The organism is Brevibacillus sp. MS2.2 (assembly GCF_013284345.1).
GTDB classification, from domain to species: Bacteria; Bacillota; Bacilli; order Brevibacillales; family Brevibacillaceae; genus Brevibacillus; species Brevibacillus brevis_C.
In genome coordinates this window covers 52,491-77,869 of sequence record NZ_JABSUZ010000008.1, presented here as the reverse complement: position 1 = coordinate 77,869, position 25,379 = coordinate 52,491, and the positions used below count along the sequence as shown (strand labels likewise).

The window sequence follows — 25,379 nt, the reverse complement described above, 5'->3', positions numbered from 1 at the left end:
CTGATATGAATGGCACGGAGGTCAACCAAGGGGAAAACTTTCAAAATATCACTTGAAATCATGTTGTGAATATGATAGATTAATTCTTGCCGAAGCGAACGCTTACAGGCTTGATGGATGGATGTCCGAGCGGCCGAAGGAGCACGATTGGAAATCGTGTAGGCGGTGTCGAACCGTCTCGTGGGTTCAAATCCCACTCCATCCGCCATCATACCTGGCCCGTTGGTGAAGCGGTTTAACACAGCAGCCTTTCACGCTGTCATACAGGGGTTCGAATCCCCTACGGGTCACTTATATCCCGCATAGTCAAGCAATTGCTTTGCGGGGCCCCAACAACTTGTTTGGGGTAGGGAGGCTTAGCTCAGCTGGGAGAGCATCTGCCTTACAAGCAGAGGGTCGGCGGTTCGATCCCGTCAGCCTCCACCATTTTTATATGCGGTCGTGGCGGAATTGGCAGACGCGCTAGATTCAGGTTCTAGTGGTGGCAACACCGTGGAGGTTCAAGTCCTCTCGACCGCACCAAGCAAACCCTATATATGGCGGTCGTGGCGAAGGGGTTAACGCACCGGATTGTGGCTCCGGCACTCGTGGGTTCAAGTCCCATCGATCGCCCCATATATGTTTAAATGTAAAATGAAATAGCCCAGCGGTGGCTCCTGTAAAGGAACTCCGGCTGGGCTTTCTTAGTATCCGTCTACGTATGATCAACAGGCTGATAAAAATGAAGGCGATTGCCAAAAGGATCGGTCACGCTCACTTCAAGCGTTCCCCACGGCGTCTCTTCTAGACCGGGACGAGCGTACATGTATCCTTGACGCAACAGTGACTGATGAAAAAGCTCAATGTTCTCTACCTGTACCCGAATCGCTGAGCCAGGACAAGCATCCCCGTGATGCTCAGACAGATGAAGCGTGCATGATGGTGAGGAAATTTGCATGTATAAAGGAAAGTGATCCTCGTAACGATGCTCCCAATCAATCTGAAACCCTAGAAACTCCACATAAAACTCTCTTGCCTTCTCAACGTCAAACATGCGAAAAATAGGTGTTATGATCTGATTCATTTGCCAAGAAACCTCCTGATTGTATTGAGGGAGGCGAGGTGCACCCCTTCGTGAAAAATCGTTCGGACAAGCACTTGTGCAATCGTATGCATGCCGGATTCCGTTGCGGGAAATTCTTCTTCTAATCGATCCTTGTAAGCAGCTTGGATCTTCTGAGGTTGTTCTTGTAATAACGTGACGAGCACTTCAAGATTCGGTGGTGGTGTATCCCAGTCAGCAGGTTTTGTCCCGAAGTTGAACCATTCGTTGAAGCCAGGGGGGATTGGGATCGTTTCTTTTGTAAGGTGAGCGATCCATAAATACTGATCGAGATAGATGTGCCCTAGATTCCACAAGATATTGTTGGAAAAACCATCGGGAATGATGTTCGCATCTTCATCCGTCAAACCAGCGATTGCTTTTAACGTCTCCTGTCGATAATCCTCTAGCTGCTGGAATAGCACCCTGTGCCGCTTTTCCATACATTTCCCCCTTTTGAGTGGCAGTCTTAGGAAATAGATTCGAGTCAGATAAGCTACTTCCTTCTAGTAAGAAGGGGTGTACGAACAAAAAAGCGTGCAGAACCAGCTCATCTGCACGCTTTTTAGTATGCTGTGTATGGGAAACGGCGCTACATTCTTTCCTGCTCGAGGGCGTGAGAAGGGGAGAATAGTTTCCGCCATCTTACTTGCGGTACACAAATGGCAGCCAGGATCATGAATACGCCACCCCATTGAGGGAGAGAGACAGTCTCTTGAAGCACGAAACTCGACAAGAGCACAACTGTAGGCAGCTCGACTGCACTTAAAATGGTAGCCAGTCCATTTCCGATCCGCGGCACACCAACAGCCAAACAGAAGATCGGGATGACCGAACCGAAGATTGCAACCAAAAGACCGAGCGGAAGCAAACCTTGAAGAAGCTGACCATTTACCAGGAAAGTCGGTGGATAAACGATCGAGAGCATCAGGGCAGCCATGCTAATCGAAATCGCGCTTCGCAAGTATGGGTCCATTCCAGGGAGAATTCGTCCGCTGAAAAAAATAACCAAGGCAAAGGTCGCGCCTGACATCAGACCGAAGATCAGTCCGACCATGTCTACACTCTGAATGCCGCTTTCGCCAAGTCCGCTTGCAAGAACCGTCCCTGCACCAAGCATAACCAGAGACACCCATTTTTCAGCGGTCGGCCATTTGCGATCCATAATTGCCTCCAGCAAGACGCCGATCCAAGTAAACTGAAAGAGGAGAACGATGGCGAGCGAAGCAGAGACCCGGCTAACAGCCTGATGGTAAAAAAGACTGGTTGAGGCCATCATGAGGCTGGCTGGTGCCAAAAGCAACAAATACTTGAACGAAAACCGTTGCTTGGAGAAAAAGATAGCCATGACCGTCATGATCAGGCCGCCAAAAATCAATTGGCTTCCGCTCATTTCAAATGGAGTAAAGCCGAGTTGAAAAGCATGCTTCATGAAGATCGAGAGTACACCGTAGCTGCACGCACCGAGTAAAACTAAAAAGATAGATCGCCAGTATGTCATAAGTAAAAGTTCCTTTCGTATGACTAAACTCGGAAGAATAATGACTATTGTACTACAGGTATAAAAGTGGTACAATAAAATTTTTGTCCACTCTTTATTGTGCTACTAAGGTAATTAGCTAGCTGCATGCATTGGTAATATGGTAACGGATGAAAGTGTAGGGAACACCTTATTCTTCGTGAGAATACATAGCTGTTTTTTTGTATTTCCGTTACACTACTCCATAGAGAAGAAGTTCAAAAAGTTGTCTATAGAGAAAGAGAAGGCGAAACACATGGAGGAGCAAGGATGAGACAGGGGATTATTTACGCAATTGTGGCGTATTTGGCTTGGGGGTTACTCCCGCTCTATTGGAAGCTGTTTCAGGCAATGGGGGCATGGGAGATACTCGCTCATCGAATCGTCTGGTCGATTATTTTTGTCGCAATCATTATTCAGGTAACGAAACGCTGGCGCAGTATGTGGCGAGCGGTTACTGGTTTTAAAATGTTCGGAGCATTAGCGATATGTTCACTGCTAATCAGCGCAAACTGGCTCATTTTTATATGGGCAGTAAATAACGATCAAGTCATGCAAACGAGTCTTGGCTATTACATGAATCCTCTCATCACCGTACTGCTCGGAGTCATTTTCTTAAAAGAAAAAATGCATGCTGGGCAATGGCTCGCGCTTATACTTGCGGCTTTCGGAGTCATGTTCATCACCTTCCAGTACGGTGAGATTCCATGGGTCTCTCTATCACTTGCCCTGACCTTTGCTTTTTACAGCTTGGCGAAAAAGCTCGTCCGGATGGAGGCGATGATTGGACTAGCGTGGGAGACGCTGTTTGTGGCCCCTATTGCTTTCGGCTATCTGCTGATGCTACAGGTCAATGGGACGGATACGATGACATCCTTGGCATGGTGGCAACTTCTATTGCTGACGTTGGCGGGGGTAGCTACTGCCATGCCGCTCTACTGGTTCGCCCAAGCAACGACTAGACTCCCACTTTCCGTTGTGGGCTTCATTCAATACTTGGCGCCTACGATATCGCTCCTATCAGCCGTTTTCTTGTTTGGAGAGCCTTTCACCCAAACACATCTCATCAGCTTTGGATTCATCTGGTCTGCGCTCATCGTATTTACGGTGTCTTCCGTTCGCATGAAACGAAAAGCTGCTCCAATCAATCCTGAAGTCGCTCTCAAAAAACAAGCGTGATCATAAGAAAACTCCTGACCTGCCGAGGAAGACTCGGATACGGTCAGGAGTTTTTGTTTACAAGGACGTAATTAGCAAATCGCTTCGCCGTGCTTTTTCATGCGGTACGCACCGTGATTAGTAGGTCCTACATATTTATTGAGAGCAAACGAGTGGCGAATCGCTTCGGTAATAAAGTCTTTGGCAACCGCTACAGCGTTGTGTACAGAGCTTCCTTTTGCCAATTCGGCACAGATTGCAGCCGAGAACGTGCAACCAGCACCATGAGTAAAGCTCGTTTCAAAGCGTTCTGATTCCAATACCTCGATCGTTTTTCCGTCATAGAAAACATCTACGGCATTGCCGCTTTGAAGCTTGCTGCCGCCTTTTACAACGACGTAAGAGGTGCCGAAGTCGTGAATGCGTTTTGCCGCTTCCTTCATGTCATCGACACTTTTCAGGGCGCCCATTTGGCTGAGAATACCAGCTTCGAACAGGTTAGGAGTCGCAACTGTTGCATGCGGGAGCAAGACTTCACGCAGGCTGACTGCAATTTCTGGATGGAGTGCTTCATCTGCACCCTTACAGATCATCACAGGGTCAACGACAACATTTTTCAAATCGTATTGTTTTATTTTACGGGTAGCGAGGTCAACCAGTTCAGTGGTTCCGAGCATCCCTGTTTTTACAGCATCTACGCCAATTCCTGCGAGTACGGTTTCGATTTGTTTTTCCAGGATCGCAACATCGATCGGAAACACTTCGTGAAACCATTCGTTATGTGGATCTTGGGCTACGATAACGGTGAGGGCGGTCATCCCGAAAACACCAAGCTCCTGAAACGTTTTGAGGTCTGCTTGCTGACCAGCTCCGCCGCTGGTGTCGGAACCTGCAATGGTGAGTGCTTTCTTCATGGTCATTGTGATTATCTCCCTTTGTATACCGCTGCACTATCGAAGCGGATCTATACTGTCATGCACTGTAATGCCTCTCTCTATATTAAAGAGGAAGAAATCGGTGCTGTCAATAATATCCCCAAAATATAAAAACCGCCTCCCATAACGGGTAAGCGGTTTATGTATGTGTGCAATTATGCTTGAGAAGCAGCGTGGTGAAAAGAGAAGCTGATGGTAGTGGACATGGACTTGGAACGCTTGGTTGCAAGCTGTTTGGCTTGCTTTGCTGCCTCAAACATACTGGGTGCCTTGATGATTTCAACCCATCTGCGTGTTGCTGTTTCAAATAAAAAGCGATAGATAGTCATCTTCTTCGACCCTCCATGGTTTGTTGACATCTACATTGTATTACGATTTGGGCCGCAAAAGGTTACATGGCTGTTACATATTTTTGAAGAAAAGATTGTTTTTTTGTAAAACGTAAATTGTTTCCGAAAGAAGCGTTACGTTTTGCGAAATGTTACGTCTTTAGTATGTGGTGTTTACGAAAACTTCCATTTTGAAAGAACGAATGAGGTGCGACAAACTTATGGTCAATTCAACAGGAGAGCTGACGGTGACAGGGGTCAATCACAGCTACGGAACGGGAAAAATCAAAGTTCCCGTGCTGTTTGATATCAACCTTCATATCAACAAGGGAGAATTCGTGGCTTTGTGTGGCTCGTCGGGGTCAGGCAAGTCTACGCTTTTGAACTTGCTTGCAGGTTTGACCAAGCCGGAGGAAGGGAGTGTCATGGTTAGCGGAGCACAGATTTCCAGCTACAGCGAAAACGAACTATGCATGTTTCGCCGTAAAAATATGGGCTTTATCTTCCAGTCATACAATCTGCTCCCAAATCTGACAGCGTTGGAAAACGTAGAACTTCCCTTGATTTTTGCAGGCGAAAGCAAGAAAAAACGTCGGGCAAAAGCAACGGAAATCCTCCACCGCGTAGGGCTGGAAGGTCGTATCGACCACAGACCCAATGAGCTCAGTGGTGGACAGCAGCAGCGTGTCAGTATCGCGAGAGCGCTCGTCAATCAGCCTGGCATTATCTTGGCGGATGAGCCGACGGGGAACCTGGACTCGAAGACAGAACAAGAGATTCTCCTATTAATGAGAGAAATGAACAAGGAAAATGGGACTACGTTCATCATCGTTACCCATGAGCAGGAAGTAGCGGAACAGTCCGACCGCGTCATTTATCTCCAGGACGGACGGGTTGTACAAAAAAGGACAAGACCAGCGTAGGCGAGGGTATGAGGTGAACAAACAGTGAAGGTAATGGATTCTTTTCGCATCGTCTGGAGGAATCTGTGGCGAATGAAGCTACGGACAGCCCTTACGTCGGTTGGTGTCATGATCGGGACGGCTGCAATCGTCGCGATGATGGCATTAAGTTTAGGGCTTAAGGAAAGTGCGGTAAAAAGCTTGGAGAACTTCGGGAACTTGACAGAGATGGACGTCGAGCCATTGCGTTGGTACGAGGAAAATGGCGAATGGATTGATGTTCCAGAGGATAAGGTCAAGAAGCTGAATATGCAAGCGGTGCAGGAATTAAAAAAGATTCCTGGCATTCAGGCTGTTATGCCGATAAAAGAATTACGAGAGCAAGCAAAGCTTAAGGTAGGTAGGCGAGAAGGTTACGTACAGCTTATTGGGGTGGATGTGAATGAGTCGGCTGCCTATCGCAAAAATGACATTGAAAAAGGAAGCTATCTGACAGGGGCCCCACAAGAGATCGTGGTTGCTTTCGATGTATCCAGAGAATTGCGCGACGTAGAAAAGGAAAAGCGCGAGGAACGGCGAAGAAAGGCCGGAGCTGGACGGCATGAAATGTCTCAGATGCCACCTCCTGATATAGGGGGCGGAGAAGCACTGGCCTTCAATCTCGTAGACAGAGCAGGGACTCTCATCTTGTCACGCGAATATCGCATCGACGATGAACCGAAATACGAGAAAAAAGAACTGCGTGTGAAGGTTGTCGGTCAATTAAAGAAGTCTGAAGAACGTAACTCATCAGCCGCGGTTTATGTTCCGATTAACGTTGTGAAAGAGCTGAACGAGTGGGTCACGCGCAGTCGAGGTGACGAAGTCGAAGAGGGAGCATCGCGCCGTTCACGCGATAAAGCTAAAAAGGATACCTTTGAATTTGACAGAATTACAGTCAAGGTAGAATCTCGTGAAAAAGTCGAGGGTGTAGTCAAAGCGTTGAAGGAAAATGGCTTTGAAGTATGGTCGCCTGCACGTGAGCTGGAAACCATCAATAACTTCTTCTTCGTGATTCAGATGGTCCTCGGAGGAATTGCAGCAATCTCCTTGCTCGTTGCAACCATTGGAATCGTCAATACGATGATCATGTCGATTTTAGAGCGAACCAAAGAGATTGGGATCATGAAAGTAATCGGAGCCACTGTGTTGAATATTCGCTGGCTGTTCTTAATGGAATCAGGTTTTATTGGATTAATTGGTGGACTAGCTGGTCTTGGCATGGCGTGGGGAGCGGTTGAGCTCGTGAATTACTTCGGTGCGTCTGGCGGTCTCTTGGATAGTCTGAACATGGGCTACGGCGGTGGTGATCCAGAGGCTGAGCCAACAAAATTGGCGGTCATTCCGAGCTGGCTGGCACTCTTTGCGATCGGCTTCTCCTTTATCATTGGGGTGTTGGCGGGAATCTTCCCGGCGATCCGTGCGTCTCGTTTAAGTGCGCTGCAAGCGATTCGATCTGAATAAGTGATGAAATGTGAGGAACGTAAGATGAACAAGAAAAAATGGATCATTATCGCCACGGTCGTGGCCGTTCTTGGAGGGGGAAGCTATTACGGCTATTCGTACTTCAAGGGCGAAGAGGTTACAGAAGAAAAGCCAGAAGAAAAACCGAACTTCCCGACAGCGCTCGTGGAACGTGGTGACGTTAAGAAAACGATCAACTCAGCAGGGACAGTGGAAGCGAAGGCGCGTGAGGAAGTCAAGCCAGAGCTCAGCGGCAAGGTGCAACGTGTGCTAGTCAAGGAAGGGCAATCTGTGAAAAAAGGCGATGTCTTGTTCACGATAGACAGCTCGGATGCACAGTTGGAAATTCAAAAGCTGGAGCTGGACATTTTAAAAGCGAAAAAAGAGCTAAGTGAAATTAAACAAAAGAAAGACAAGATCACGGCTACTAAAGAAGGAAAAGTGGTTGAGGTCCTTGTGGAAGAAGGGCAAGATGTAAGACCGGAGCAGGTAGTAGTCAAGCTGGCTAATACCGACTATCTGAAAATTATTGGGCAATTTACCTCCTATGAGTCTGAAAGATTCAGTGTAGGTCAAAAAGTGAAGGTATTCATTCCGACTTCCATGTACTTTGTGGATGGTGTCGTAACGGAAGTGGACAGAATTGGCGAAAAGGTAGAAGGAGCGGGCGGTATTCATGATGTCGAGGTTTTGGTCAAGAAGCCTGGTGCCATCTACGTTGGGGACAAGGGTGAGGTACAGTATACGGATGATAAGGGCCTCTTATATGTAAGCCGAAATCAGAAAGAATTCCAGTTGCCAGATGAAATAGAAATTTTGGCGGGTACTCACGGAAAAATTGGCAAGGTAGACGTGAAAAAGGACGATGTAGTCAAAGTAGGGCAACAACTGTTCAAGATGGATATGGAAGCGTCAGGTATGGAGCTGCTGGAAAAAGAGCTCGCACTAAAATCGTCCTTATTGAACATGGAGCAGAAAAAGCGTGAAATTGCGAAGAACCAGGTAACAGCGCCAATCAGCGGTGTCATCACCAAGCTGGGTGTAAAAGAAGGTGAAGCGCCAGGATCAGATCCTGCAGCCATTATTATGGACACGACTTCTGTTTACTTTGTGGCAGCCGTTGGAGAGCTCGATATTCCCGAGATTAAAATCGGACAAAATGTCGATGTTTACGTGTATGCGTTTGGTACGGAGCCGTTTAAAGGCAAAGTCATAGAGCTCCCAAAAGAAGGAAAAAAAGAAGACAAGGAAGTTCGGTTCGCGGTAAAAGTGGAACTGCTAGACAAGGCTGATTTTAAGCATGGGATGACGGGAGACAACGATATTATCGTCGCCCAAGCACAAAATGTCCTGCGCTTGCCAAGCAATGCGGTTGAAATTCTGGGGCCAGGTCAAGGAACGGTTATGGTGAAAGATCCGAGCACCGGAGATCCAATGCCGAAAGACGTAGAAATCGGTATTGAAGGATATGATTTTATTGAAATCAAAGGCGGCTTGAATGAGGGAGAAGAGGTTCTGGTGACCAACTCCGAAGGCATGTAAAAGCCAATCGAATTCGTTTATAGCGAAAGCCCCGTTGCCACTGGCCAAAGACCTAAGCAAACGGGGCTGTTTTTTTACACGCATACGCTTTTCAACGATTTGAACGTAATCGTAACGTTGTGGACATTTGTGACGTCAAACTATGTAAAGGATGGGAGATTGTACAGCCGTTTTCCTTTGCAAACTGATCAGCAACAGGTACCATGGAGAGCTGTGCCACTGCAATAGCTCGGTCTGGAATCGTATGGTGGAGCTGATACAGAGCGTCTTTAATCGCTTCTCTGTACGCTTCCTCCTGGTTTTCCATGAGTAGGGCAAAAGCATTTTCGACGATGTTTACTTGTATCTCCGGATGTAGATTGTGGGAATGGGCGTGTTGCACGAGACGCTCCATCGTAGGTTGGACAGTAGCGGGATTGGAGAACAGCAGAATTTGTGGCTCCGTATATCGTGCAAGCTCATGAAAAAAAGGGCCATCGATTGTGAAGATGGGGACAGTGGCAGTTGCCTCATCCTCTGGTGTTACTAGTGCGGCATACTGCGTACAAGTGATTACGATTGCATCGACCGCGCAGCTCTGCATCCAGCTTAGTTGCTCACGTAATTTGGCATGCGATTGTTCCTTGGTATGGATAGGGGTTCCCGCGTTTTGCAGGAGTAAACCTGGATCAACAAAATGAATGAGCTCAACTTCAAAGGCTGCGAACGCATCTGATAAGAGCGAAATATTCGAATAATGTCCATGGAGACAGGCAATACGAGTCATCGTGGAGCACCCCCATGTAGAGTATCATTCTCTGATTTCTTATGGGCAAGGACGCGAATACGCTTGTAATCGAGCACCCAGTGACCCTCTTGAAACAGCGCAGGACGCAGGAAGTCAGTGACTTCCCTACAGACTTGCTGGATTTCATCTGCCGACAGTCCTGCAAAAAAAGGACTGCAAAAAGAATTCAGCCAATGCGAAAGCCCCAGGTCCCCATCAGCCATGACTGTCGGACGATCAAAATGGGAGGCAAGTACGACATGGAAGCCTTGCTTCTCCAAAAGAGTCGTGTACTCTCCAATGCTGGGAAAATACCAAGGGGAGCGCTCATCAGCAGATATTCCTTTTCGCGCCAATACAGTTCGTAATGCCTGTGTGATTTGTCCACAATTGCCGTGTCCTCCAAATTCGGCAACAAAGCGTCCGCCGGGAGCAAGAGCCAGCCAAATGGTTTCAACGACTTCGGCAGGACGTTTCATCCAGTGGAGTGCGGCATTGGAAAAGACAGCGTCGTAACGGACATGTGTACGATACGTATGCGCATCGGCTACTTCAAAGGCAAACTGCGGATATTTTTGGCGAGCAGCCTCAATCATGGCGGCAGAAAAATCGATTCCTGTCACATTTGCTCCTGCAAGCGATAGTTGAGCACACAGGTCGCCTGTTCCACAGCCTAAGTCAAGAATGCTTTCTCCAGGAGCCGGCTGCAGCCAGTCCACTAACTCTTTGCCGTATTCAGAAACGAAATTCATTTTGGCGTCGTATAGCCCGGCATTCCATTGATTGGTTCGAATCATCTGTATCCCTCCCTTTCTTCCTTTTTACCGATTTAAAAGACATAAGTCAAATCTATATAAATTATTAAATGGATAGTTTTTAACTATATCGAGTTTAGGAAAAGGCATGAGAACATAAAGGATAAAACACGGTTATTGTCGAATAAAATCAGTTGTTTCCATGCAAATACGTAAGACGAAAAAGTAGGAGGGCAGTTCGTGAAAAAATGGGTTGTAAAAGCACTACTTGTGTGTTTGGCAACTGGTACCTTGTTGTCAGGTGTGTCAGTACCGCCAGCCATGGGAGCCGGGGCAACAGCATCAATGAAAAAAAACAGCCAAGTATCTAAGCCAATCCGGAAGCAGCCTGTTCACGATATGGTTATCTTTAACGATTATCAGGTTGCGGGACTGGATTCAAAAGGTTGGAACTGGGTGAAGAATGATGAGTTTATTCTACCTCCGGAGACACCACTCGATATTGATGTGATACAGACTACTTATGGAAATGGAACAAACCTGAGTCGAAAGCAAGTATATTTGGATGGTGTAGAATTAACGGAGTTTCAAATGGAGCAAAGCTCAAATCAAGAAGTGTTCAAATGGCAGGTACCGCGCTTCACAATTCCCGCAATGAAATTGTCTGCTGGCTCTCATACGTTGACCTTTGTAGTGACTGATGCCAATGCGAAGAGCAGTACGTTACACGTGAGTTTTCAGGTAGAAGCACAAAATTACCCACGTATTTATAAGGGAGAAAAGGCAGAGGGAGAGCCTTTGGCGACAGGCGGGCAGACGACCATTTTCGGAAATATGGGGTCAACTGATTTTAACAGTTCTGTACCCGGTACGTGGAAGCTAACAAACAAGTCTACGAACCAAGAAATGAGATCTGTTCCTGCTACTGTGTTTTCAACAGGTACGTTGTTGACTGGTCAATACCAACTCCTGTTTCTACCTGATGATACCTCCATGTCGCCTTGGACTACGACGGTTCAGATTGGCATGGCGGAGCTATATATGGGAACAGATGCGAGTGGTCAAAAACTGGCACCGGATCAGACTATTACTGCCCCGGAGTCACCAGGTAAGATTTCTTTGTATTCGGCATACCCAGGTCGATGGTCGGTGAACGGAACTGGACAAACGTTGACGAATGCGCACCATTTTGAAGTGGATATCCCGATGATGCTGGCGGGTATGACGATTTCTGTCACTTTTGAGCCAGATTCCAAGGAAAACAAAACGGATTCCTTATGGGGAGGTTCTACGTCGACTACGATTCACATACAAATTCCAGGTGCACCAAATGCTTGTGGTCCCACAAGCGGAGACGTCACGATGGATGTGTTGATGCAGCCAAACGAAAAATCTACACTCATGGTCGAGAAAGCAAACGTGTATTCATCAGACAATACAGTGAAGCTCTATCAAAACCCGGTTCATGTGATATGGCTGACTACAGCAGCAGAGCATATCGAATTCGGTAGTGAAGCTGATGACGAGGAAGGACCAGGAGTATGGGCAGTCGATAACGTCGTGGTCGATAGTGATAAATTGAATTGGGATCATACAGGCTTGCTACTGTCTGGTTATAAGCCAGGGCGTTACAAGGTAAACTATTACAGCAAAAGAGACCCTGCCAAGACATGGTGTGGTTACATACAGGTCATTGAGGATACGCCACCAATCCCAGCGTCCCAAAGTTGTGATGCAGGTGATTCAGGTATGGCTCCATCATCAGCGCCGATGTTCATGAGAGGAAAAGAGGGCAAGGAATTTCGAGATGGAGATCTTGTGACTGTGGAATCTGAGAGCGATCTTGCTGAATTGGAAAACTTACAGCTCATCTCGACGTATGCAGAGCGAACTGGAACGAAGAAAGTTAGAGAGAGCAGGAAGGCTTCCGCTTACCATATGCCAAAGTATGAGTGGAAATATGGAGAGAACGCCATCGGTGCTAGACAAGAGCATAGCAGTGCTACGATATCCTCAGAAAATCGGATCGAGATCTACTACGAAGGAAAAGAAATCACTGCCATTAAGCCTTCCAATCGAGATGGCGACACTGGTAACGGACTGGAATCACTTGATATCAGCAAATACATTGATCGGCAGCAGCCCGGTAAATACGAGATCAAAGTAACCAATATCCTTAGCAACAAGACTTGCCAACTCGTTACAAGACAAAAAAGATCAGTCAAAAAAACAGACGTTGATGAACGAAAAGAAACGATTACATTTACAGTCGAAGTGAAATAACGATTGACCCCCTTGCATTTTGGCATGGGGGTTTTCGACTACAAGGGGAGGAAGTCCTGTGACAAATGAGCAGAAGGCGATCCTGGAAAAGTTCGGGTTTCGGATCGAAGGAGAGGAAGTGAAACATTTGAAGCTGGGAATCGTAAGAAATAAAAAAGAATTTGTCCGTCACGCCTCATCGGAAGAGTTGCAGGACTACATTAAGTCCATCTTGCGCAACCAATGTCAGTGGAGGCGAGGAGAATCTGAGTGAGCAGCCAGGGAGGTTATTGGGTTTGAGGGAGTCCAGGGAGACATTAGTTACGGCATTACGTGAAGTGGAGGCTTGGGAGAAGGATCAGAACGACTTGTGGTTCTGGGAAAAGCTTGGCAGACTTCCTTTTGTTCTGTTGGATCGGATTACGCCTGCATTCGTTCAAGAGAAGCTGGGAAAAGCCGTAGATGAAATGGCAGCTTTTCTTGAGACAGGTGGTACTTATTTGGTGCAGGATGAACCGATTTACAAGCGGTTTGGTAAACGCTTAGAGGGACAGGGCATATCTGTTATTGGCAAGGCGGAGATTGCCGCTGTACCGCTTACGATGATGAATGATGTCGCTATGGAGCTAAAGGATTCACGAGCGAATTTTGCCACGGTACAAGGTGCGACGACTGGCTTCGGAGGGATTTTTACCCTCGCGATCGATATCCCGTTATTAATGGGGACATCCCTAAAAGTATTACAAGAGATGGCTCTTGCCTATGGCTATCGACCTGAAGAGAAGAGGGAGCGGTTGTTCGTCGTCAAATGCTTGCAGTTTGCTTCCTCCGACATCGTAGGGAAAAAAGCGATACTCGCTGAGCTCTCTCGCTTTGATGATCCAAATGCACAGAGAGAGGTAATGGCGCAATTGCAGGGATGGCGTGAAGTCGTGGTAACGTACACAGAAAACTTTGGGTGGAAAAAGTTATTTCAAATGGTGCCCATTGCAGGTATTTTGTTCGGGGCGTATTTGAACCGCTCAACCGTACAGGATGTCGCCGAAGCGGGGATGATGTTGTACCGCAAACGGCGCATCCTGGAGCGGCTGCGTGAGAGCGAAAAGAGCGAGGAAATTACTGAGACCACTCCTCAATAGTAAGAGCGTAGAGGAGATGGTCCTCCCATACACCGTTAATTTGCAAATAGCGTAACGAAAGTCCTTCCTGGCGAAAACGATTTTTTTCCAAGACGCGAATGGAAGCTTGGTTGCGAGGCATGACAGCAGCTTGTACCCTGTGCAGTTTAGCATCAGAAAATGCAAAATGAAGGGCGAGATTTACTGCGGATGTCGTATAGCCTTTGCCATTGCAAGACTGATCCATAAAGTAGCCAATCGTTGCATTTTGCCACGCGCCGCGGGCGACATTCGATAAGGCTACACGTCCCATCATCTTTTTGGCCTCGCGGCTGAATACGCCGAAAGCATAGGCTGTGCCGCGTTCAAAATCAATCTCTGCTTGTGAAATCTGTTCTTGCTGTCCTGGGAGGGTCAGAAAGGAAGAGGGGCGGATTGGTTCAAATGGTTGGAGAAAGTCATGATTACGCAGCCGAAGCTCTAGGAGCTCGGCTGCGTCTTGTTGTTGGAGAGGCCGTAAGAGAATCTCGTCCGTATGTAGTGTCATGAGATCAATCCTCCTTAAAAAGTTGGATTGATAGTATAACATGTGCCAGATTATTTGGGAAACATCAATTAGCCGAGCAATTCAGCAAACGATACCCCAAATGCTTTGCAAGTTTCCACTTCTTTTGCAGTAGGAGAAAGCTCGATTTTCAAACCTTCCAGAGGAGTTTCCGCACCACGCTCGCTCGCCTTTTTCAGCAAAATATCAACAGCTGCACCGACATGCTCGTAAGCGGAGTCGCAAGAGCCAAAAGCAACGACCTTTTTCCCGCTGAGGTCAATATCGTCCATTTCCTCATAAAAATCCAGGCATTCGTCTGGAAGTTCGCCATCGCCCCATGTGTAGGCACCAAGCAAGATTCCGTCGTAAGATTCTAGTTCTTTTGCGTTCGCATCCATTACTTCTTTTATCTCCAGCTCAGCACCAGTTGAACGAATACCTTCTGCAATTGCTTCAGCAATTTCCTGTGTATTCCCTGTCATGCTCGCGTATACCATCAAAATGCTCATAAAACGTAAAACCTCCATTTAGATAATGAGTATCATTCTCAGTAATAAAATAATGAAAATGAGAATCGTTGTCAATAACTTTTTTCTTATTGCCACGTTTCATTGATTTTGGTAGAGTTAAATAAAATTATAATAATGTACTCTAAATAGAGGTGCGCCGAAGAAGAGTAAGTCTTTTCGCAATCTGCCAGGGGGCAGGAGAAGGAAGAAAGGCTAAAGCGCCGAAGCTTATGCTATGCCCCTACGTAGCACAGGCTGGGGTGTCTCATGAAAAATGAACATCCTGTCACAAGGGACCTCAAGTCTTTTTGTGGAGCGCTATTTATGATTTGCTTATGTAGTATCAAGAGCAATGAGATAGCGAATGCACTCATTGCTTTTTTTGATTTACCATGCTGTTATCTTGAGGAGGATGTAACTATGAACATGATGGATGCTAACGAAATTATCGCGTTTATTCAAAAAAGCGAAAAGAAAACACCCGTGAAGGTATATGTGAAAGGGAACCTGGAGGGAATCGACTTCGGTGCGAGCTCCAAAGCCTTCATTACTGGTCCTACTGGTGTTGTTTTTGGTGAGTGGAAAGAGATTGAGCCAGTGCTTGCTGCTAACGCAGACAAAATTGAAGATTATGTTGTAGAAAGCGACCGCCGCAACTCCGCTATTCCATTGCTGGATACCAAAGGGATTCAAGCGCGTATTGAGCCAGGCGCAATTATTCGTGACCAAGTGACAATCGGTAACAATGCGGTCATCATGATGGGTGCTTCCATTAACATCGGTGCAGTGATCGGTGAAGGTACGATGATCGACATGAATGTTGTAGTAGGTGGACGTGGAACCATCGGGAAAAACTGCCACATCGGCGCCGGATCGGTTATTGCGGGTGTTATCGAGCCGCCATCTGCACAGCCAGTTGTTGTCGAGGATGATGTTGTCATCGGAGCAAATGCTGTCATTCTGGAAGGTGTACGTGTAGGAAAAGGTGCTGTGGTTGCAGCGGGTGCTGTCGTGATTGAAGATGTACCTCCATACGTAGTAGTTGCGGGAACGCCTGCACGCGTGATCAAGCAAATCGATGAAAAAACTCGTTCCAAGACAGAGATCAAGCAGGAGCTACGTCAACTGTAAGGGAGAGAGTGCACATGGACTGGCGTTCGCTTGATGAACAATATATCGTCTCCTCTTACAAAAGACTTCCGATTGCCATAGAAAAAGGTGAAGGAAATTACTTGTACGATACGAACGGGAAGAGCTATCTCGACTTGTTTACCGGACTCGCGGTAAACGTTCTGGGGCATTCTCATCCGCGCATTGTACAGGCTCTGCGTGAGCAGGGAGAGCGCTTCTTGCATATTTCCAATGTATTTTTAAACAAGCCGGCTATTCGTTTGGCCGAGCGTTTGGTTGCGAACAGCATTAGTGGAAAAGTGTTTTTCACCAACTCTGGTGCAGAGGCTACAGAGTCTGCGATCAAGCTGATTCACAAATGGACGAAAAACGAGGGGGCAGGTCGTGAAGGCATCGTTGTCTTACGGAACAGCTTTCACGGGCGAACACTCGGAGCAGTGCGTTTGACGAGGCAGGCTCACATCTATCAAGACTTTCCTCAGCCGGCTTTTCCAGTGTATGAACTGGATGTGGAGGATACGGAAGGATTGCGAGCGATTTGCCAGGAAGCAAAGCCCGCTGCGGTCCTCATGGAGCCAGTCTTGGGTTCCGGCGGTGTCGTGCCATTAACGGAAGCGTTCTTGCGAGAGGTAGCTGCGATCTGTGAACAAGAAGGTATGCTCTTTGTCATGGATGAGATCCAGACAGGAATGGGCAGAACTGGAAAGTTGTTTGCTTATGAGCATGCAGGCGTAACGCCAGACCTGATCCTTTTCGCCAAAGGCATAGGGGGAGGGCTTCCACTCGGCGGTGTCATTGCTGGTCCAAAGCTGATGAACCAGTTCAAACCGGGGGATCATGGAACGACATTCGCACCATCACCACTGTCTGCTGCCCTGGGGAATGTCGTGTTGGACGAATTGCTTAATCCAGCCTTCATCGCTCACGTAGAAGAAGTGATTGCGTACCTGTGGTCGGGCCTGGAAGCGTTGCGAACTCGTCTTCCAGATCAGCTGCAATCCCTTCGCGGAAAAGGCTTGATGGTTGGAATTCCGCTCTCTTCCACCCCGGAGGAGGTAAGTCACTTGCAGCAAGCATTGCTTGACGAAGGAATTCTCGTTGATGTGACGCAGAAAACGATTGTTCGTCTGCTTCCACCTCTGACGTTGACAAAAGCTGATGTGGACCGTTTCCTTGCTGTGTTTGAGGAACAATTAACAGCAAGAACAGGCACGAAAAAGGAGGCGTAGGCCATGACGACTTCCTTGTTTACACAAATTCGCCGAGACCTGCACCAAATACCGGAGCCAGGCTTCGCTGAAGTGAAGACGCAACAATACTTGCTCGACTATTTGAAAAAGCTGCCCCAAGAGCGAATCGAGATCAAAACGTGGCGGACAGGCATATTGGTCAAGCTGGCAGGAACAAAGCCAAAACGATTCATTGCCTGGCGGACGGATATGGATGGCCTACCGATCATAGAGGAAACGTCCTATCCGTTTCGCTCGCTTCATGAAGGATACATGCATGCTTGCGGGCATGATATGCATATGGCAATTGCACTTGGTCTCCTGACGCATTTTACCGAGCAGCCGATAGCAGATGATTTGCTGTTCCTCTTCCAGCCAGCAGAAGAAGGTCCTGGCGGTGCTGAGCCGATGATGGAAAGTGAAGAGTTTGCAGGGTGGCGACCGGACTGCATTTTTGCCCTGCATATTGCGCCAGAATATCCAGTTGGTCATATTGCGACGAAGCCAGGAATCTTGTTTGCCAACACGTCTGAGTTGTACATTGATTTGGTAGGCAAAGGGGGGCATGCAGCCTTCCCGCACAAGGCGAATGACATGGTGGTTGCAGGGAGCCATCTTGTGACACAGCTTCAATCGATTATTTCGCGTAATATGGACCCATTGGATTCCGCCGTCGTAACGATTGGCAAGCTGGAGAGCGGGACGAAGCAGAACATCATCGCAGAGAAATCCAGGCTAGAAGGGACCATCCGAACCTTTTCGATGGAATCGATGGCAATCGTCAAGAGCCGCATTGAATCTCTCGTAAAGGGAGTGGAAATAGGCTTTGATTGCCAGGCAACGATTGACTACGGGGTTGGCTACTGCCAGGTTTACAACGAGGAGCAGCTAACGACAGACTTCATGCAATGGGTACAGGAACAATGTGAAGATGTAACTCTCATCACCTGCAAAGAAGCCATGACTGGAGAAGACTTCGGTTACTTTTTGGAAGAAATTCCCGGCTTTTTGTTCTGGCTGGGAGTGCAAACGCCGTATGGCTTGCACCATTCCAAATTGGAGCCGAACGAAGATGCGATCGAGGTTGCCGTTCGACTGGTCTCTCGGTATTTTACATGGCTTTCGCAACAGGAGTAGCAGGGTGTCAGGAGCAAAAAAAAGAGTGGCTGGAAAGCCGCTCTTTTTTCTGTGTCATTCCCAACCGTATTCTCGTCAAGAGTAAGGAGTAGTTACTAACATCTCTGTGCATAAGTCTTTCTTCCTAAGATTTTTGTGCTTGTGGATAATGTGGATATTGTTGAAAAAACTTATCAGGGCAGCACAACTATTTCCTTTTCCAAACGTATAAACTAGGGAGAAGAAATTCCGGAAAAACAAGCGCTGCCGCGCACACATACAGGAGGATTATTGACATGAAAAAAGCATGGTTATCGGCCTTGTTGGCGTTGACTGTAGCAGCAGGGGTGGGGAGCACTACTGCGCTGGGAGAGGGTGCGATGCGCGTATTTTTCGGTGCGGAAACCGTAGCGAGTGAAATGCCAGCATCCAAGGCCGAATCGGTAGAATCAATAGTGAACAAGCTCGGTGGTTTTGCTGATTACGATCAGCAATCTGGCAAATTGCAAGTGATTAAGCCAAACGTAAATATTATTGTGGTCGAAGGAATTCAGCAGACCCGCAATAAAAATGTCGTTTTCAGCAACCCTGTCAAAGGATACAGCGACAAAAATGTGCCTCGTACGTTTAACGTGTTCGTAGAGGTTGATGACGCGCCTGTAGCCAAAGACTTGCGTATGCAACTCGTGTTGGTCGGACCGGACGGCAAAGAAGTGTCTAAAGGGAAAGAATGGAAATACTCCACTCAAAATGCAAACAGCTTCTATTTTTCTGAGCCTTTTGTATCTACAAAACTCGAAGCATACGGCACTTATAAAGTACAAGTTCAAATGAAATCCGAGAAATTTACTTCTTATGTAACCGTGGGTGAAAATACATTTACAGTTGGGCGTTAAAAATTATGGCTTGGATGCGTTTCCACTTCGCATGTCCCCGTGCTATAATATAGGGAAAAGCCAATATGATTGGTGATAGCAAGTACATGAAAGAAAGGAACGATGGGAGCGAATGGAGACAAATCCCCCGCGATCGTCCACAGATGTAGAAGGCCCGAGTATACGCATTGCCTGGAAAGATGAGCAATCCATTCAGGCAGAGTGGAGCATGACGAAGGAGTTCGAGCAAGAAATAGAGCGAAAGTTTGCTATTCCGTTTGCTGAACTGCCTTTTGTCCTACGCCTTTTTGATGTGACGTACCGCAAAGAGATCCGAAATGATGGCACTGACCTTTATACTGATTTTGATATCAACCACCGTTCTTCCGAATGGATTTTGTACGGAGTGACGCAAGGATTGGAATATTGCGTCGATCTGGGAATTCGGATGGTGGACGGAAGGTTTTATTCGCTGTCCAGGTCTCAAATGATTTGATCAACGTGCTCAAGCAACGTACGACTGAGGCAACTGCATTTTTATACGAAACAGCCCCATTATCCACGAGATTTGCTTGTGGCAATGGGGCTTTTGATTTATATTCGTACACTTATGGGTTCTCTCGCTGTTTGTCTAACAGTCGCAGGGCAACCGCTAAAACAGCCCATACTGGCATTGGTTCGTCTAACTTCTTCAGCCATTCAGGCGAGGTCAGCAAGCCCTCTTGTAACGCACGATTGCCCAGCTCCAATTTCCAGGGAGGAAACGATTGTGGTTCTTCTGGGGCGAATGGATCGTACTGAGATAAGTTGTACGTTTGAATGAGGCGCGTCAGCTTTTCTGCATACGCAGGATCGGTAGCGTAGCCGGCTTCTTCTAAAGCCTGTGCGGCTTGTGCGGGAGTAGCTGCTGCCAGCACGTTTTTGTATGCGGGCTTACGTAAAAACTGGGCATGGTCTTCCATGGATTGCTGGTAATTTTCGTAAGCGCGGAACTGGGAGGTACGTGTGACTGTCTTTCCGTTTTCTACCTCTTTGCTTTCGATGGTGACAGAGCCGGCAGGTCCCGTTCCTTTCATTCCAAAGAGGTTGTACGAGAATGTCCCAGTGGCTGGGTCAACAGGTACTTTTTTACCCCAACCTGACTCGAGTATGGCTTGCGCTATGATAATGGAGGGGAATATACGATGGTTCAGATAAGACTTTCTGGCGTGGTCAGCAACCAACTGAATAAATGCTTGCGCATCCATAAGCACACCCCTTTCCTCTTTTTGTTATTCGTATGAAAAAAAGAGGTCAGGGGGAATAGGCCTGAACATGAAAAAACAGTCGATATTTCTCGACTGTTTTTCCGTTTTTTTGTTTATGGCTTTCGAGGTTGGAAGTATTGAATGCGCTTGTTGAAGAGGTGGAGCTCTGCTTTATAATCACGTGCCAAGTATCGACAGTATTCATTTGCCTTGTTTTTATCGCCGTGCGTGGCCGATTCAGGGAGGGACACTTGTATGTAGTGCTTCTCGGAACCGTTTTCATTTTTGCTCCCGACGCCAACAACGATAGCTTTGTACATGTTTGGATCTTTTCCTTTGAGAAGGAACCACGAGTCGACTCCTTCAGGGCGTTCTTCTAGGGTGTAAGGGAAAGCGGCGTCAGCATAGCTCCAGCCCAATTGCTTTCCTGTTTTTGAGGTCATGTCAACGTATCGCGTAAACTTGGCTTTCACGTCATCAATACTTACAGATGCTGCGGTAGAACCATCAACGAAATAGATGTAGGCGGATTGAAGTTTCACGACTGCACTCACTCCTAGTACCGGTATTCTGTGCGTTAAGTGTAGCATTGTCTTCCACTCTTTGGCAATGAGGCAGTTGGCGACCGAAAACAATTGCGTGTTTTTTCTGAAAAGTGTAAAATATATATCATATTTATATGCCGTTAGATGAACGATAAAGAATCATGGAGGAATATACGCATGCAGGAGGCCTCAATTAGACACGTATTCGAAGCTTTAAACACCATGCGCGCCATCGATGTGGTGAACAAAGAAGACTGGGAGCGGGCAGCGAAGGAAGCCGAATTGGATTCCTCTGTACAGTTAAACATTCTCTGGATCATCTACTGTTATGAAGGTGTACGCGTCACGCAAATTGCAGATTGGACCTTCTGGCATCCCTCATCGATTGTCATTCATATCAAGAAATTAATGGAGAAAGGCATGGTGACGATCGAAAAGTCGGAGTTGGATGGGCGTGTGGTTCACGTATACCCGACTGAAAAAGGCAAAGAAGTATTGGAAGCCAGTCGAAGAAGTGTACCAGATATTTTTAGATTGACGTATGCATTGGAGAAAATGGAGGAACGATACAGTACAGCAGTAGTTGAACTGTTCTTTGAATGTCTCTCCTTTGTCGCGCAATCGTTGCATGGTGCAGAAAAAGTGAGATGGATTCAAGAAGGGGAAGACAGGGTCATTAACCCAACGCGTCTGGTAAATGATGCTATTTGGGTGGCAAAAACGTGATATTTCGCTTATACTAGTGAATAATCCGAATATTTCACGAAATTCGGAGGCCAAAATACTGTTGAGGAGGGATTGCTGATGGAGCACTACGACCACTTATACGACGTTTCGGAGAATGCTAATGTACGTTTCCTTGGCTTTATTTCAGAGGGAACACGCTACGACTTTGGCATGGTTTTTACACACAAGTTTTATGGGAAGCCGTTGGTGATCTGTATGCAGACAGGGCAATCGACTCTTCTCAGTTCGGAAGATGCGGTGAATCCAGGATACCTGCAAAAAATTTTCAGGCTGGATTCAGAGAACGAGGCAGTCGCGCTTGCTGAGTTTTTTCAGGAACATTTACCATCCATTCCATTTGAAGAAAATCAGTATTAGGTAACGAGCAGAAGTTTATCTTCTGCTCGTTTTGGTTTTTTTCGTAAAATACGGCCTTCCGTTTTTTAGTATAATCGAAAGAAATCAGCCGGTAGGAGGAACAGGGAGAATGGGTGTACATAAATGGTCGGCCAAAAATTCTCGGGGAGCGATTGTTCTCGTCCATGGAACGGGAGAGCATCATAGACGCTATGAGCATGTAGCGGCTTATTTCAATCAGGCGGGCTGGGACGTATATGCGGAAGATTTGCCGGGCTGGGGGCGCTCTCCAGGGAGACGGGGGCATATTCAATCCTTCGAAGACTATTTGTCCCGTGTACGTGAGTGGACGAGTACCGCTCTTGCCGATACGTTAGGAGAGAAGCCTGTATTGTTAATGGGGCATAGTCTGGGGGGGCTCATCGCGACTCGCTTTATTCAGACGGATGAACGGAGCAAAGAGCTGGCGGGGTTAATTCTCACATCTCCGTGCTTGAAACTGAAACTGACTGTACCGGCGTGGAAGGAGCAATTGGCACAATTTCTCGATCGGGTCTGGCCAACACTTGTCATGCCGAATGGAATCACTCCCGACATGGTATCGCGTGACGAAGCTGTTCAGGCTGCTTATCAGAACGATCCGCTCAATTATTCCAAGGTAAGTGTCAGATGGTTCACAGAATTGAACCGTTCTATGGAAAAGGCGTGGGAGGAAAGAAATCGAATCAAGCATCCTGTCCTTGTTTTACAGGCTGGTGCTGATACATTGGTAGATGCGGATGCAGTGGAACAGTTTACCGTGGGCCTTCCAGACAGACAAACGTTTGAACGATTCGCGGGCTTGCGGCACGAAATTTTGAATGAGCCTGAAAAGGAAGAAGTCTTGCAAAAAATCGTGAACTGGCTGAATGAGAATATTCCGCATTAATGTGACATACTAATTATCAACAAATGCATCTTGACTCCGAATGGTGTAGCATATTAAGATGAATGTAACATAACATTTGTAGGGATATGTGAATCAATTGAATGCGGAGGGGACATAGATGGGAACTATCGTATGTCAGACTTGCGGAACCATCATCGAGCATTTTGAATGTAATTCAGTGAAAACGCTTTATGCGGTATGCAACTGTGACTGCCGACCTGGTGAAAGACAGGAAAAAGAATAAAGAAATAGTCAACAGGCCTATATTGAGGCCTGTTTTTTTTGACAACCTTTTTCGTATGGAGGATAATGGAGAAGTGTGAGAATTGTTGCAAAAGGAGGAATTGTGTCATGAAGCGACAACCGATACAGGGAATGCTGGCCGCTGCACTTTTGGTCACATCTCTGTGGAGCGGGACACCAGCGCTTGCTTACAGTATTGGTGATGAAGAAAAAATAGACGGTAGTCAGCCATCAATATCCTCAGCAGGATATGATATAGCAAAAAAATATGCGGTATGGATTGTTGAGGGGGGGCAAAGAGTAACACTCTACAACCTCGCTAAAGGTAACCAGAACGAAATAGGTGACAAGGAATCTGAGAAGACAAATCCAAAGGTTGATGGAGATTACGTCGTATGGATGGATTCCCGTGATGGCGGCTCAGATGTCTATTTGTATGACATAGTAAAAGAGAAAGAAATCCGTTTGACAAGTGGTTCTGCTTCGGTCGATGGACTGGAGATTGCTGATAAAAATGTTGTTTGGACAGACAACGGCGATGTTTATCTACATAAAATTTCTACTGGGGATACAGAAATCGTATCTGCGAGTGGAAAAGCAAGCAACCCGGTGGTAAGCAGCGGTTATGTTGCTTGGGAAGATGATCGTAATGGCAATGATGACATTTATTACTATGACATCAAAGCAAAAGAGGAAAAGGCTGCCGTCATTGCTAAAGGGGATCAAGGGCGTCCTAGCATTTTCTCCAATCAAATCGTGTATGAGCACCAATCGGCTGGAGACCTCTATTCCTATTCCATCAGCAACGGTCGAATTAAGCAATTGACCGATGACAGCAACGAACAGCAAAACGTACATTTGTATCAAGAGGATTATGTCTACTCAGACAATAATGACTTGAAATATCGTGAGCTTGGCAATAAGTCTGGTAAAAAGATCGCGAGCAATCTGTACGGTGAGACCGGACCGAAAATTTATGGCGATTTCGTCCTATTCGCGAAAAAAGACAGTAACAAAAAGCTCCAACTCCACCTGTATGACCTGGACGAAAAGGAATTAGTTCCGATAGGTAATGCAGGCGGGGAACCAAAGGAGCCAAGTGCTCATGATCGTTATGTGGCGTACGTAACCGAGTCTAAAAAAAATAATACGGTCGTTTTCTATGATGTCGAAAATAAAAAAGGGAAAGTCGTCAGTAATCCAGAGCATGATTCTGTTCGCCCTGTTGTAAGCTCGCGTTATGTTGTCTGGTATGACGAGCATGAAGATGCACTCTTCTCCTACGATATTCGTAAGGATACGCAGAAGCAGATCACACATGAAGATGATGATCAAGAACCGAGTGAGAAGCTGTATGAGATTGACGGAGAGCGTCTGTTATGGGTGAATACCGCTGGCAGATCAGAAGTGATTATCACAGATCTATCGACTGGAAAGCATACGGAAGTTACGACGGTAAGAAAAGAACCATTAAGTGTTGATATTTACAAAAACTACGCTTCCTGGGTAGTGGAAGAAGGATCAAAGAGCGCAAGTATCGTTCTCTACGATATCGAAGAAGATGATGAGACTGAAATCCGCGATAACGTAAAAGTAGAGAAAGCAGAAATCGGCGATGGCTTCGTTGTTTGGAGCGAAGATACAGGCAATTCCAAAACCGGTTGGGATTTGTACTATTACAACATCGACCGTCAAAGAGTCAATCCGTTGCTTCGTTATGCGGATGGTGACCAGAAAAATCCACAGGCTTCACGCAATATGATTTTGTATGAAGACAATCGTCTGTCCACAAAAGGCAAGGAATTCTACTATGAGCTGTATGATTTCGAAGAGGATTCCTATAGCGATATTGAGTGGGATGATGATGCGGAGATGGAAAATGTCCGCATCGGTGGAAATCGCGTTGTCTGGGTCGATAAGCGTGATAAAGATCCATATGTATACACGGTAGCCTTCGCTCCGGGCGATGATGATGACGATGATGAAGAAGACGAAGACTGATTCTGCATAATAGTCGTCATGCTTTTATAAAAAAACAGACGAAAGGAATTCTTTC

28 protein-coding genes, 5 tRNA genes and 1 riboswitch are annotated in these 25,379 nt (G+C 46.7%); of the genes, 22 read left to right on the top strand and 11 right to left on the bottom strand.

Annotation, left to right across the window (positions count from 1 at the left end; genetic code table 11):
- Window positions 1–115: 115 nt before the first annotated feature.
- The 5 genes from HP568_RS09520 (at window position 116) to HP568_RS09500 (ending at window position 615) form a co-directional block, all read left to right on the top strand.
- Window positions 116–208: transfer RNA gene (locus HP568_RS09520), tRNA-Ser, on the top strand.
- A gap of 8 nt (window positions 209–216) precedes the next feature.
- Window positions 217–290: transfer RNA gene (locus HP568_RS09515), tRNA-Glu, on the top strand.
- Window positions 291–350: 60 nt separating this feature from the next.
- Window positions 351–426, top strand: a tRNA-Val gene (locus HP568_RS09510).
- A gap of 9 nt (window positions 427–435) precedes the next feature.
- A tRNA-Leu gene (locus HP568_RS09505) sits at window positions 436–522 on the top strand.
- Between the two features lie 17 nt (window positions 523–539).
- Window positions 540–615: transfer RNA gene (locus HP568_RS09500), tRNA-His, on the top strand.
- Window positions 616–694: 79 nt separating this feature from the next.
- Here the strand turns inward: HP568_RS09500 and HP568_RS09495 are convergent.
- The 3 genes from HP568_RS09495 to HP568_RS09485 form a co-directional block, all read right to left on the bottom strand.
- Entirely contained in the window at window positions 695–1,063 is a 369-nt protein-coding gene (locus HP568_RS09495) for a glyoxalase superfamily protein (RefSeq protein ID WP_048033823.1), read from the bottom strand.
- Window positions 1,060–1,524 (bottom strand): DinB family protein, encoded by a 465-nt coding sequence (locus tag HP568_RS09490; RefSeq protein ID WP_048033822.1) that lies wholly within the window; start codon window positions 1,522–1,524, stop codon window positions 1,060–1,062. Before HP568_RS09490 ends, HP568_RS09495 begins: the two co-directional genes overlap by 4 nt.
- Before the next feature lie 149 nt (window positions 1,525–1,673).
- Window positions 1,674–2,582: an EamA family transporter gene (locus tag HP568_RS09485; protein ID WP_048033821.1), complete on the bottom strand. Its 909-nt coding sequence runs from the start codon at window positions 2,580–2,582 to the stop codon at window positions 1,674–1,676.
- Window positions 2,583–2,870: 288 nt separating this feature from the next.
- Here HP568_RS09485 and rarD point away from each other — a divergent pair, with 288 nt between their 5' ends.
- Window positions 2,871–3,779, top strand: a complete 909-nt coding sequence (rarD, locus tag HP568_RS09480; protein WP_048033820.1) for an EamA family transporter RarD — start codon at window positions 2,871–2,873, stop codon at window positions 3,777–3,779.
- A gap of 71 nt (window positions 3,780–3,850) precedes the next feature.
- On the opposite strand, the gene pdxK is transcribed toward rarD, so the two are convergent.
- Both pdxK and HP568_RS09470 read right to left on the bottom strand, forming a co-directional pair.
- Window positions 3,851–4,678 (bottom strand): pyridoxine/pyridoxal/pyridoxamine kinase, encoded by an 828-nt coding sequence (gene pdxK, locus HP568_RS09475; RefSeq protein WP_173628934.1) that lies wholly within the window; start codon window positions 4,676–4,678, stop codon window positions 3,851–3,853.
- Window positions 4,679–4,848: 170 nt separating this feature from the next.
- The gene (locus tag HP568_RS09470) at window positions 4,849–5,022 is read right to left on the bottom strand and encodes a hypothetical protein (protein ID WP_007723176.1); all 174 of its coding nucleotides are present in this window, start codon (window positions 5,020–5,022) and stop codon (window positions 4,849–4,851) included.
- 221 nt (window positions 5,023–5,243) lie between these two features.
- Between HP568_RS09470 and HP568_RS09465 the strand changes: the two genes are divergently transcribed.
- Genes HP568_RS09465 through HP568_RS09455 form a run of 3 tightly spaced genes read left to right on the top strand, consistent with a single transcriptional unit; the run spans window position 5,244 to window position 8,969 of the window.
- Window positions 5,244–5,945 (top strand): ABC transporter ATP-binding protein, encoded by a 702-nt coding sequence (locus HP568_RS09465; RefSeq protein ID WP_048033818.1) that lies wholly within the window; start codon window positions 5,244–5,246, stop codon window positions 5,943–5,945.
- Window positions 5,946–5,969: 24 nt separating this feature from the next.
- Window positions 5,970–7,427 carry an ABC transporter permease gene (locus HP568_RS09460; RefSeq protein WP_048033817.1) on the top strand — a complete coding sequence of 486 codons (1,458 nt, stop codon included), beginning with the start codon at window positions 5,970–5,972 and terminating at the stop codon, window positions 7,425–7,427.
- Between the two features lie 24 nt (window positions 7,428–7,451).
- On the top strand, window positions 7,452–8,969 hold the full coding sequence (locus HP568_RS09455; protein WP_048033816.1) for an efflux RND transporter periplasmic adaptor subunit: 1,518 nt from the start codon (window positions 7,452–7,454) through the stop codon (window positions 8,967–8,969).
- A gap of 91 nt (window positions 8,970–9,060) precedes the next feature.
- On the opposite strand, the gene HP568_RS09450 is transcribed toward HP568_RS09455, so the two are convergent.
- The gene (locus HP568_RS09450; protein ID WP_048033815.1) at window positions 9,061–9,735 is read right to left on the bottom strand and encodes a hypothetical protein; all 675 of its coding nucleotides are present in this window, start codon (window positions 9,733–9,735) and stop codon (window positions 9,061–9,063) included.
- A complete protein-coding gene (locus HP568_RS09445; protein ID WP_048033814.1) occupies window positions 9,732–10,532 on the bottom strand; it encodes a class I SAM-dependent methyltransferase in 801 nt (266 codons plus the stop codon). Before HP568_RS09445 ends, HP568_RS09450 begins: the two co-directional genes overlap by 4 nt.
- Window positions 10,533–10,730: 198 nt before the next feature.
- On the opposite strand from HP568_RS09445, the gene HP568_RS09440 reads away from it, so the two are divergent.
- Genes HP568_RS09440 through HP568_RS09430 form a run of 3 tightly spaced genes read left to right on the top strand, consistent with a single transcriptional unit; the run spans window position 10,731 to window position 13,891 of the window.
- Window positions 10,731–12,773 carry a hypothetical protein gene (locus tag HP568_RS09440; RefSeq protein WP_048033813.1) on the top strand — a complete coding sequence of 681 codons (2,043 nt, stop codon included), beginning with the start codon at window positions 10,731–10,733 and terminating at the stop codon, window positions 12,771–12,773.
- A gap of 58 nt (window positions 12,774–12,831) precedes the next feature.
- Window positions 12,832–13,026 carry a hypothetical protein gene (locus HP568_RS09435; RefSeq protein WP_235617508.1) on the top strand — a complete coding sequence of 65 codons (195 nt, stop codon included), beginning with the start codon at window positions 12,832–12,834 and terminating at the stop codon, window positions 13,024–13,026.
- A gap of 22 nt (window positions 13,027–13,048) precedes the next feature.
- On the top strand, window positions 13,049–13,891 hold the full coding sequence (locus HP568_RS09430) for an EcsC family protein (protein ID WP_173628933.1): 843 nt from the start codon (window positions 13,049–13,051) through the stop codon (window positions 13,889–13,891).
- On the opposite strand, the gene HP568_RS09425 is transcribed toward HP568_RS09430, so the two are convergent.
- Both HP568_RS09425 and HP568_RS09420 read right to left on the bottom strand, forming a co-directional pair.
- Window positions 13,869–14,417: a GNAT family N-acetyltransferase gene (locus HP568_RS09425; protein WP_048033811.1), complete on the bottom strand. Its 549-nt coding sequence runs from the start codon at window positions 14,415–14,417 to the stop codon at window positions 13,869–13,871. The two genes, HP568_RS09430 and HP568_RS09425, sit on opposite strands and share 23 nt — an antisense overlap.
- A gap of 68 nt (window positions 14,418–14,485) precedes the next feature.
- Window positions 14,486–14,926 carry a flavodoxin gene (locus HP568_RS09420; protein ID WP_048033810.1) on the bottom strand — a complete coding sequence of 147 codons (441 nt, stop codon included), beginning with the start codon at window positions 14,924–14,926 and terminating at the stop codon, window positions 14,486–14,488.
- A gap of 139 nt (window positions 14,927–15,065) precedes the next feature.
- A riboswitch (Lysine riboswitch) is annotated at window positions 15,066–15,255 on the top strand.
- A gap of 91 nt (window positions 15,256–15,346) precedes the next feature.
- Here HP568_RS09420 and dapD point away from each other — a divergent pair.
- The 5 genes from dapD to HP568_RS09395 all read left to right on the top strand — a co-directional run bounded on the left by dapD (window position 15,347) and on the right by HP568_RS09395 (window position 19,773).
- Window positions 15,347–16,057 carry a 2,3,4,5-tetrahydropyridine-2,6-dicarboxylate N-acetyltransferase gene (gene dapD / locus HP568_RS09415; RefSeq protein ID WP_007723196.1) on the top strand — a complete coding sequence of 237 codons (711 nt, stop codon included), beginning with the start codon at window positions 15,347–15,349 and terminating at the stop codon, window positions 16,055–16,057.
- Between the two features lie 14 nt (window positions 16,058–16,071).
- The gene (locus tag HP568_RS09410) at window positions 16,072–17,286 is read left to right on the top strand and encodes an aspartate aminotransferase family protein (RefSeq protein ID WP_048033809.1); all 1,215 of its coding nucleotides are present in this window, start codon (window positions 16,072–16,074) and stop codon (window positions 17,284–17,286) included.
- Between the two features lie 3 nt (window positions 17,287–17,289).
- Complete coding sequence (locus HP568_RS09405) at window positions 17,290–18,423, top strand: N-acetyldiaminopimelate deacetylase (RefSeq protein WP_048033808.1); 1,134 nt, start codon at window positions 17,290–17,292, stop codon at window positions 18,421–18,423.
- 275 nt (window positions 18,424–18,698) lie between these two features.
- The gene (locus tag HP568_RS09400; protein WP_048033807.1) at window positions 18,699–19,298 is read left to right on the top strand and encodes a hypothetical protein; all 600 of its coding nucleotides are present in this window, start codon (window positions 18,699–18,701) and stop codon (window positions 19,296–19,298) included.
- Between the two features lie 112 nt (window positions 19,299–19,410).
- Window positions 19,411–19,773 carry a DUF4912 domain-containing protein gene (locus HP568_RS09395; protein WP_007723202.1) on the top strand — a complete coding sequence of 121 codons (363 nt, stop codon included), beginning with the start codon at window positions 19,411–19,413 and terminating at the stop codon, window positions 19,771–19,773.
- Window positions 19,774–19,885: 112 nt separating this feature from the next.
- Here the strand turns inward: HP568_RS09395 and HP568_RS09390 are convergent, their stop codons facing one another.
- Window positions 19,886–20,524 (bottom strand): glycoside hydrolase family 73 protein, encoded by a 639-nt coding sequence (locus tag HP568_RS09390; protein ID WP_048033806.1) that lies wholly within the window; start codon window positions 20,522–20,524, stop codon window positions 19,886–19,888.
- A gap of 113 nt (window positions 20,525–20,637) precedes the next feature.
- Window positions 20,638–21,066: a DUF1885 family protein gene (locus HP568_RS09385; protein ID WP_048033805.1), complete on the bottom strand. Its 429-nt coding sequence runs from the start codon at window positions 21,064–21,066 to the stop codon at window positions 20,638–20,640.
- Window positions 21,067–21,246: 180 nt separating this feature from the next.
- Between HP568_RS09385 and HP568_RS09380 the strand changes: the two genes are divergently transcribed.
- From HP568_RS09380 to HP568_RS09360, 5 genes are all read left to right on the top strand, one after another.
- Entirely contained in the window at window positions 21,247–21,795 is a 549-nt protein-coding gene (locus HP568_RS09380) for a MarR family winged helix-turn-helix transcriptional regulator (RefSeq protein WP_048033804.1), read from the top strand.
- 78 nt (window positions 21,796–21,873) lie between these two features.
- Window positions 21,874–22,173, top strand: coding sequence for a DUF3055 domain-containing protein (locus HP568_RS09375; protein ID WP_015892160.1), 300 nt, complete (start codon window positions 21,874–21,876; stop codon window positions 22,171–22,173).
- A 109-nt stretch (window positions 22,174–22,282) separates the two neighbouring features.
- Complete coding sequence (locus tag HP568_RS09370; protein ID WP_048033803.1) at window positions 22,283–23,080, top strand: alpha/beta hydrolase; 798 nt, start codon at window positions 22,283–22,285, stop codon at window positions 23,078–23,080.
- Window positions 23,081–23,198: 118 nt separating this feature from the next.
- Complete coding sequence (locus HP568_RS09365) at window positions 23,199–23,324, top strand: GapA-binding peptide SR1P (protein ID WP_007723214.1); 126 nt, start codon at window positions 23,199–23,201, stop codon at window positions 23,322–23,324.
- A gap of 107 nt (window positions 23,325–23,431) precedes the next feature.
- The gene (locus HP568_RS09360) at window positions 23,432–25,324 is read left to right on the top strand and encodes a TolB family protein (protein ID WP_048033802.1); all 1,893 of its coding nucleotides are present in this window, start codon (window positions 23,432–23,434) and stop codon (window positions 25,322–25,324) included.
- Window positions 25,325–25,379 lie beyond the last annotated feature (55 nt).

Excerpts from the sequence above, each read along its gene's own strand:
- HP568_RS09495 (WP_048033823.1), bottom strand. The coding sequence starts at position 1,063 with ATGAATCAGATCATAACACCTATTTTTCGCATGTTTGACGTTGAGAAG.
- HP568_RS09490 (WP_048033822.1), bottom strand. The coding sequence starts at position 1,524 with ATGGAAAAGCGGCACAGGGTGCTATTCCAGCAGCTAGAGGATTATCGA.
- HP568_RS09485 (WP_048033821.1), bottom strand. The coding sequence starts at position 2,582 with ATGACATACTGGCGATCTATCTTTTTAGTTTTACTCGGTGCGTGCAGC.
- rarD (WP_048033820.1), top strand. The coding sequence starts at position 2,871 with ATGAGACAGGGGATTATTTACGCAATTGTGGCGTATTTGGCTTGGGGG.
- pdxK (WP_173628934.1), bottom strand. The coding sequence starts at position 4,678 with ATGACCATGAAGAAAGCACTCACCATTGCAGGTTCCGACACCAGCGGC.
- HP568_RS09470 (WP_007723176.1), bottom strand. The coding sequence starts at position 5,022 with ATGACTATCTATCGCTTTTTATTTGAAACAGCAACACGCAGATGGGTT.
- HP568_RS09465 (WP_048033818.1), top strand. The coding sequence starts at position 5,244 with ATGGTCAATTCAACAGGAGAGCTGACGGTGACAGGGGTCAATCACAGC.
- HP568_RS09455 (WP_048033816.1), top strand. The coding sequence starts at position 7,452 with ATGAACAAGAAAAAATGGATCATTATCGCCACGGTCGTGGCCGTTCTT.
- HP568_RS09450 (WP_048033815.1), bottom strand. The coding sequence starts at position 9,735 with ATGACTCGTATTGCCTGTCTCCATGGACATTATTCGAATATTTCGCTC.
- HP568_RS09445 (WP_048033814.1), bottom strand. The coding sequence starts at position 10,532 with ATGATTCGAACCAATCAATGGAATGCCGGGCTATACGACGCCAAAATG.
- HP568_RS09425 (WP_048033811.1), bottom strand. The coding sequence starts at position 14,417 with ATGACACTACATACGGACGAGATTCTCTTACGGCCTCTCCAACAACAA.
- HP568_RS09420 (WP_048033810.1), bottom strand. The coding sequence starts at position 14,926 with ATGAGCATTTTGATGGTATACGCGAGCATGACAGGGAATACACAGGAA.
- dapD (WP_007723196.1), top strand. The coding sequence starts at position 15,347 with ATGAACATGATGGATGCTAACGAAATTATCGCGTTTATTCAAAAAAGC.
- HP568_RS09410 (WP_048033809.1), top strand. The coding sequence starts at position 16,072 with ATGGACTGGCGTTCGCTTGATGAACAATATATCGTCTCCTCTTACAAA.
- HP568_RS09405 (WP_048033808.1), top strand. The coding sequence starts at position 17,290 with ATGACGACTTCCTTGTTTACACAAATTCGCCGAGACCTGCACCAAATA.
- HP568_RS09400 (WP_048033807.1), top strand. The coding sequence starts at position 18,699 with ATGAAAAAAGCATGGTTATCGGCCTTGTTGGCGTTGACTGTAGCAGCA.
- HP568_RS09395 (WP_007723202.1), top strand. The coding sequence starts at position 19,411 with ATGGAGACAAATCCCCCGCGATCGTCCACAGATGTAGAAGGCCCGAGT.
- HP568_RS09390 (WP_048033806.1), bottom strand. The coding sequence starts at position 20,524 with ATGGATGCGCAAGCATTTATTCAGTTGGTTGCTGACCACGCCAGAAAG.
- HP568_RS09380 (WP_048033804.1), top strand. The coding sequence starts at position 21,247 with ATGCAGGAGGCCTCAATTAGACACGTATTCGAAGCTTTAAACACCATG.
- HP568_RS09375 (WP_015892160.1), top strand. The coding sequence starts at position 21,874 with ATGGAGCACTACGACCACTTATACGACGTTTCGGAGAATGCTAATGTA.
- HP568_RS09370 (WP_048033803.1), top strand. The coding sequence starts at position 22,283 with ATGGGTGTACATAAATGGTCGGCCAAAAATTCTCGGGGAGCGATTGTT.
- HP568_RS09365 (WP_007723214.1), top strand. The coding sequence starts at position 23,199 with ATGGGAACTATCGTATGTCAGACTTGCGGAACCATCATCGAGCATTTT.
- HP568_RS09360 (WP_048033802.1), top strand. The coding sequence starts at position 23,432 with ATGAAGCGACAACCGATACAGGGAATGCTGGCCGCTGCACTTTTGGTC.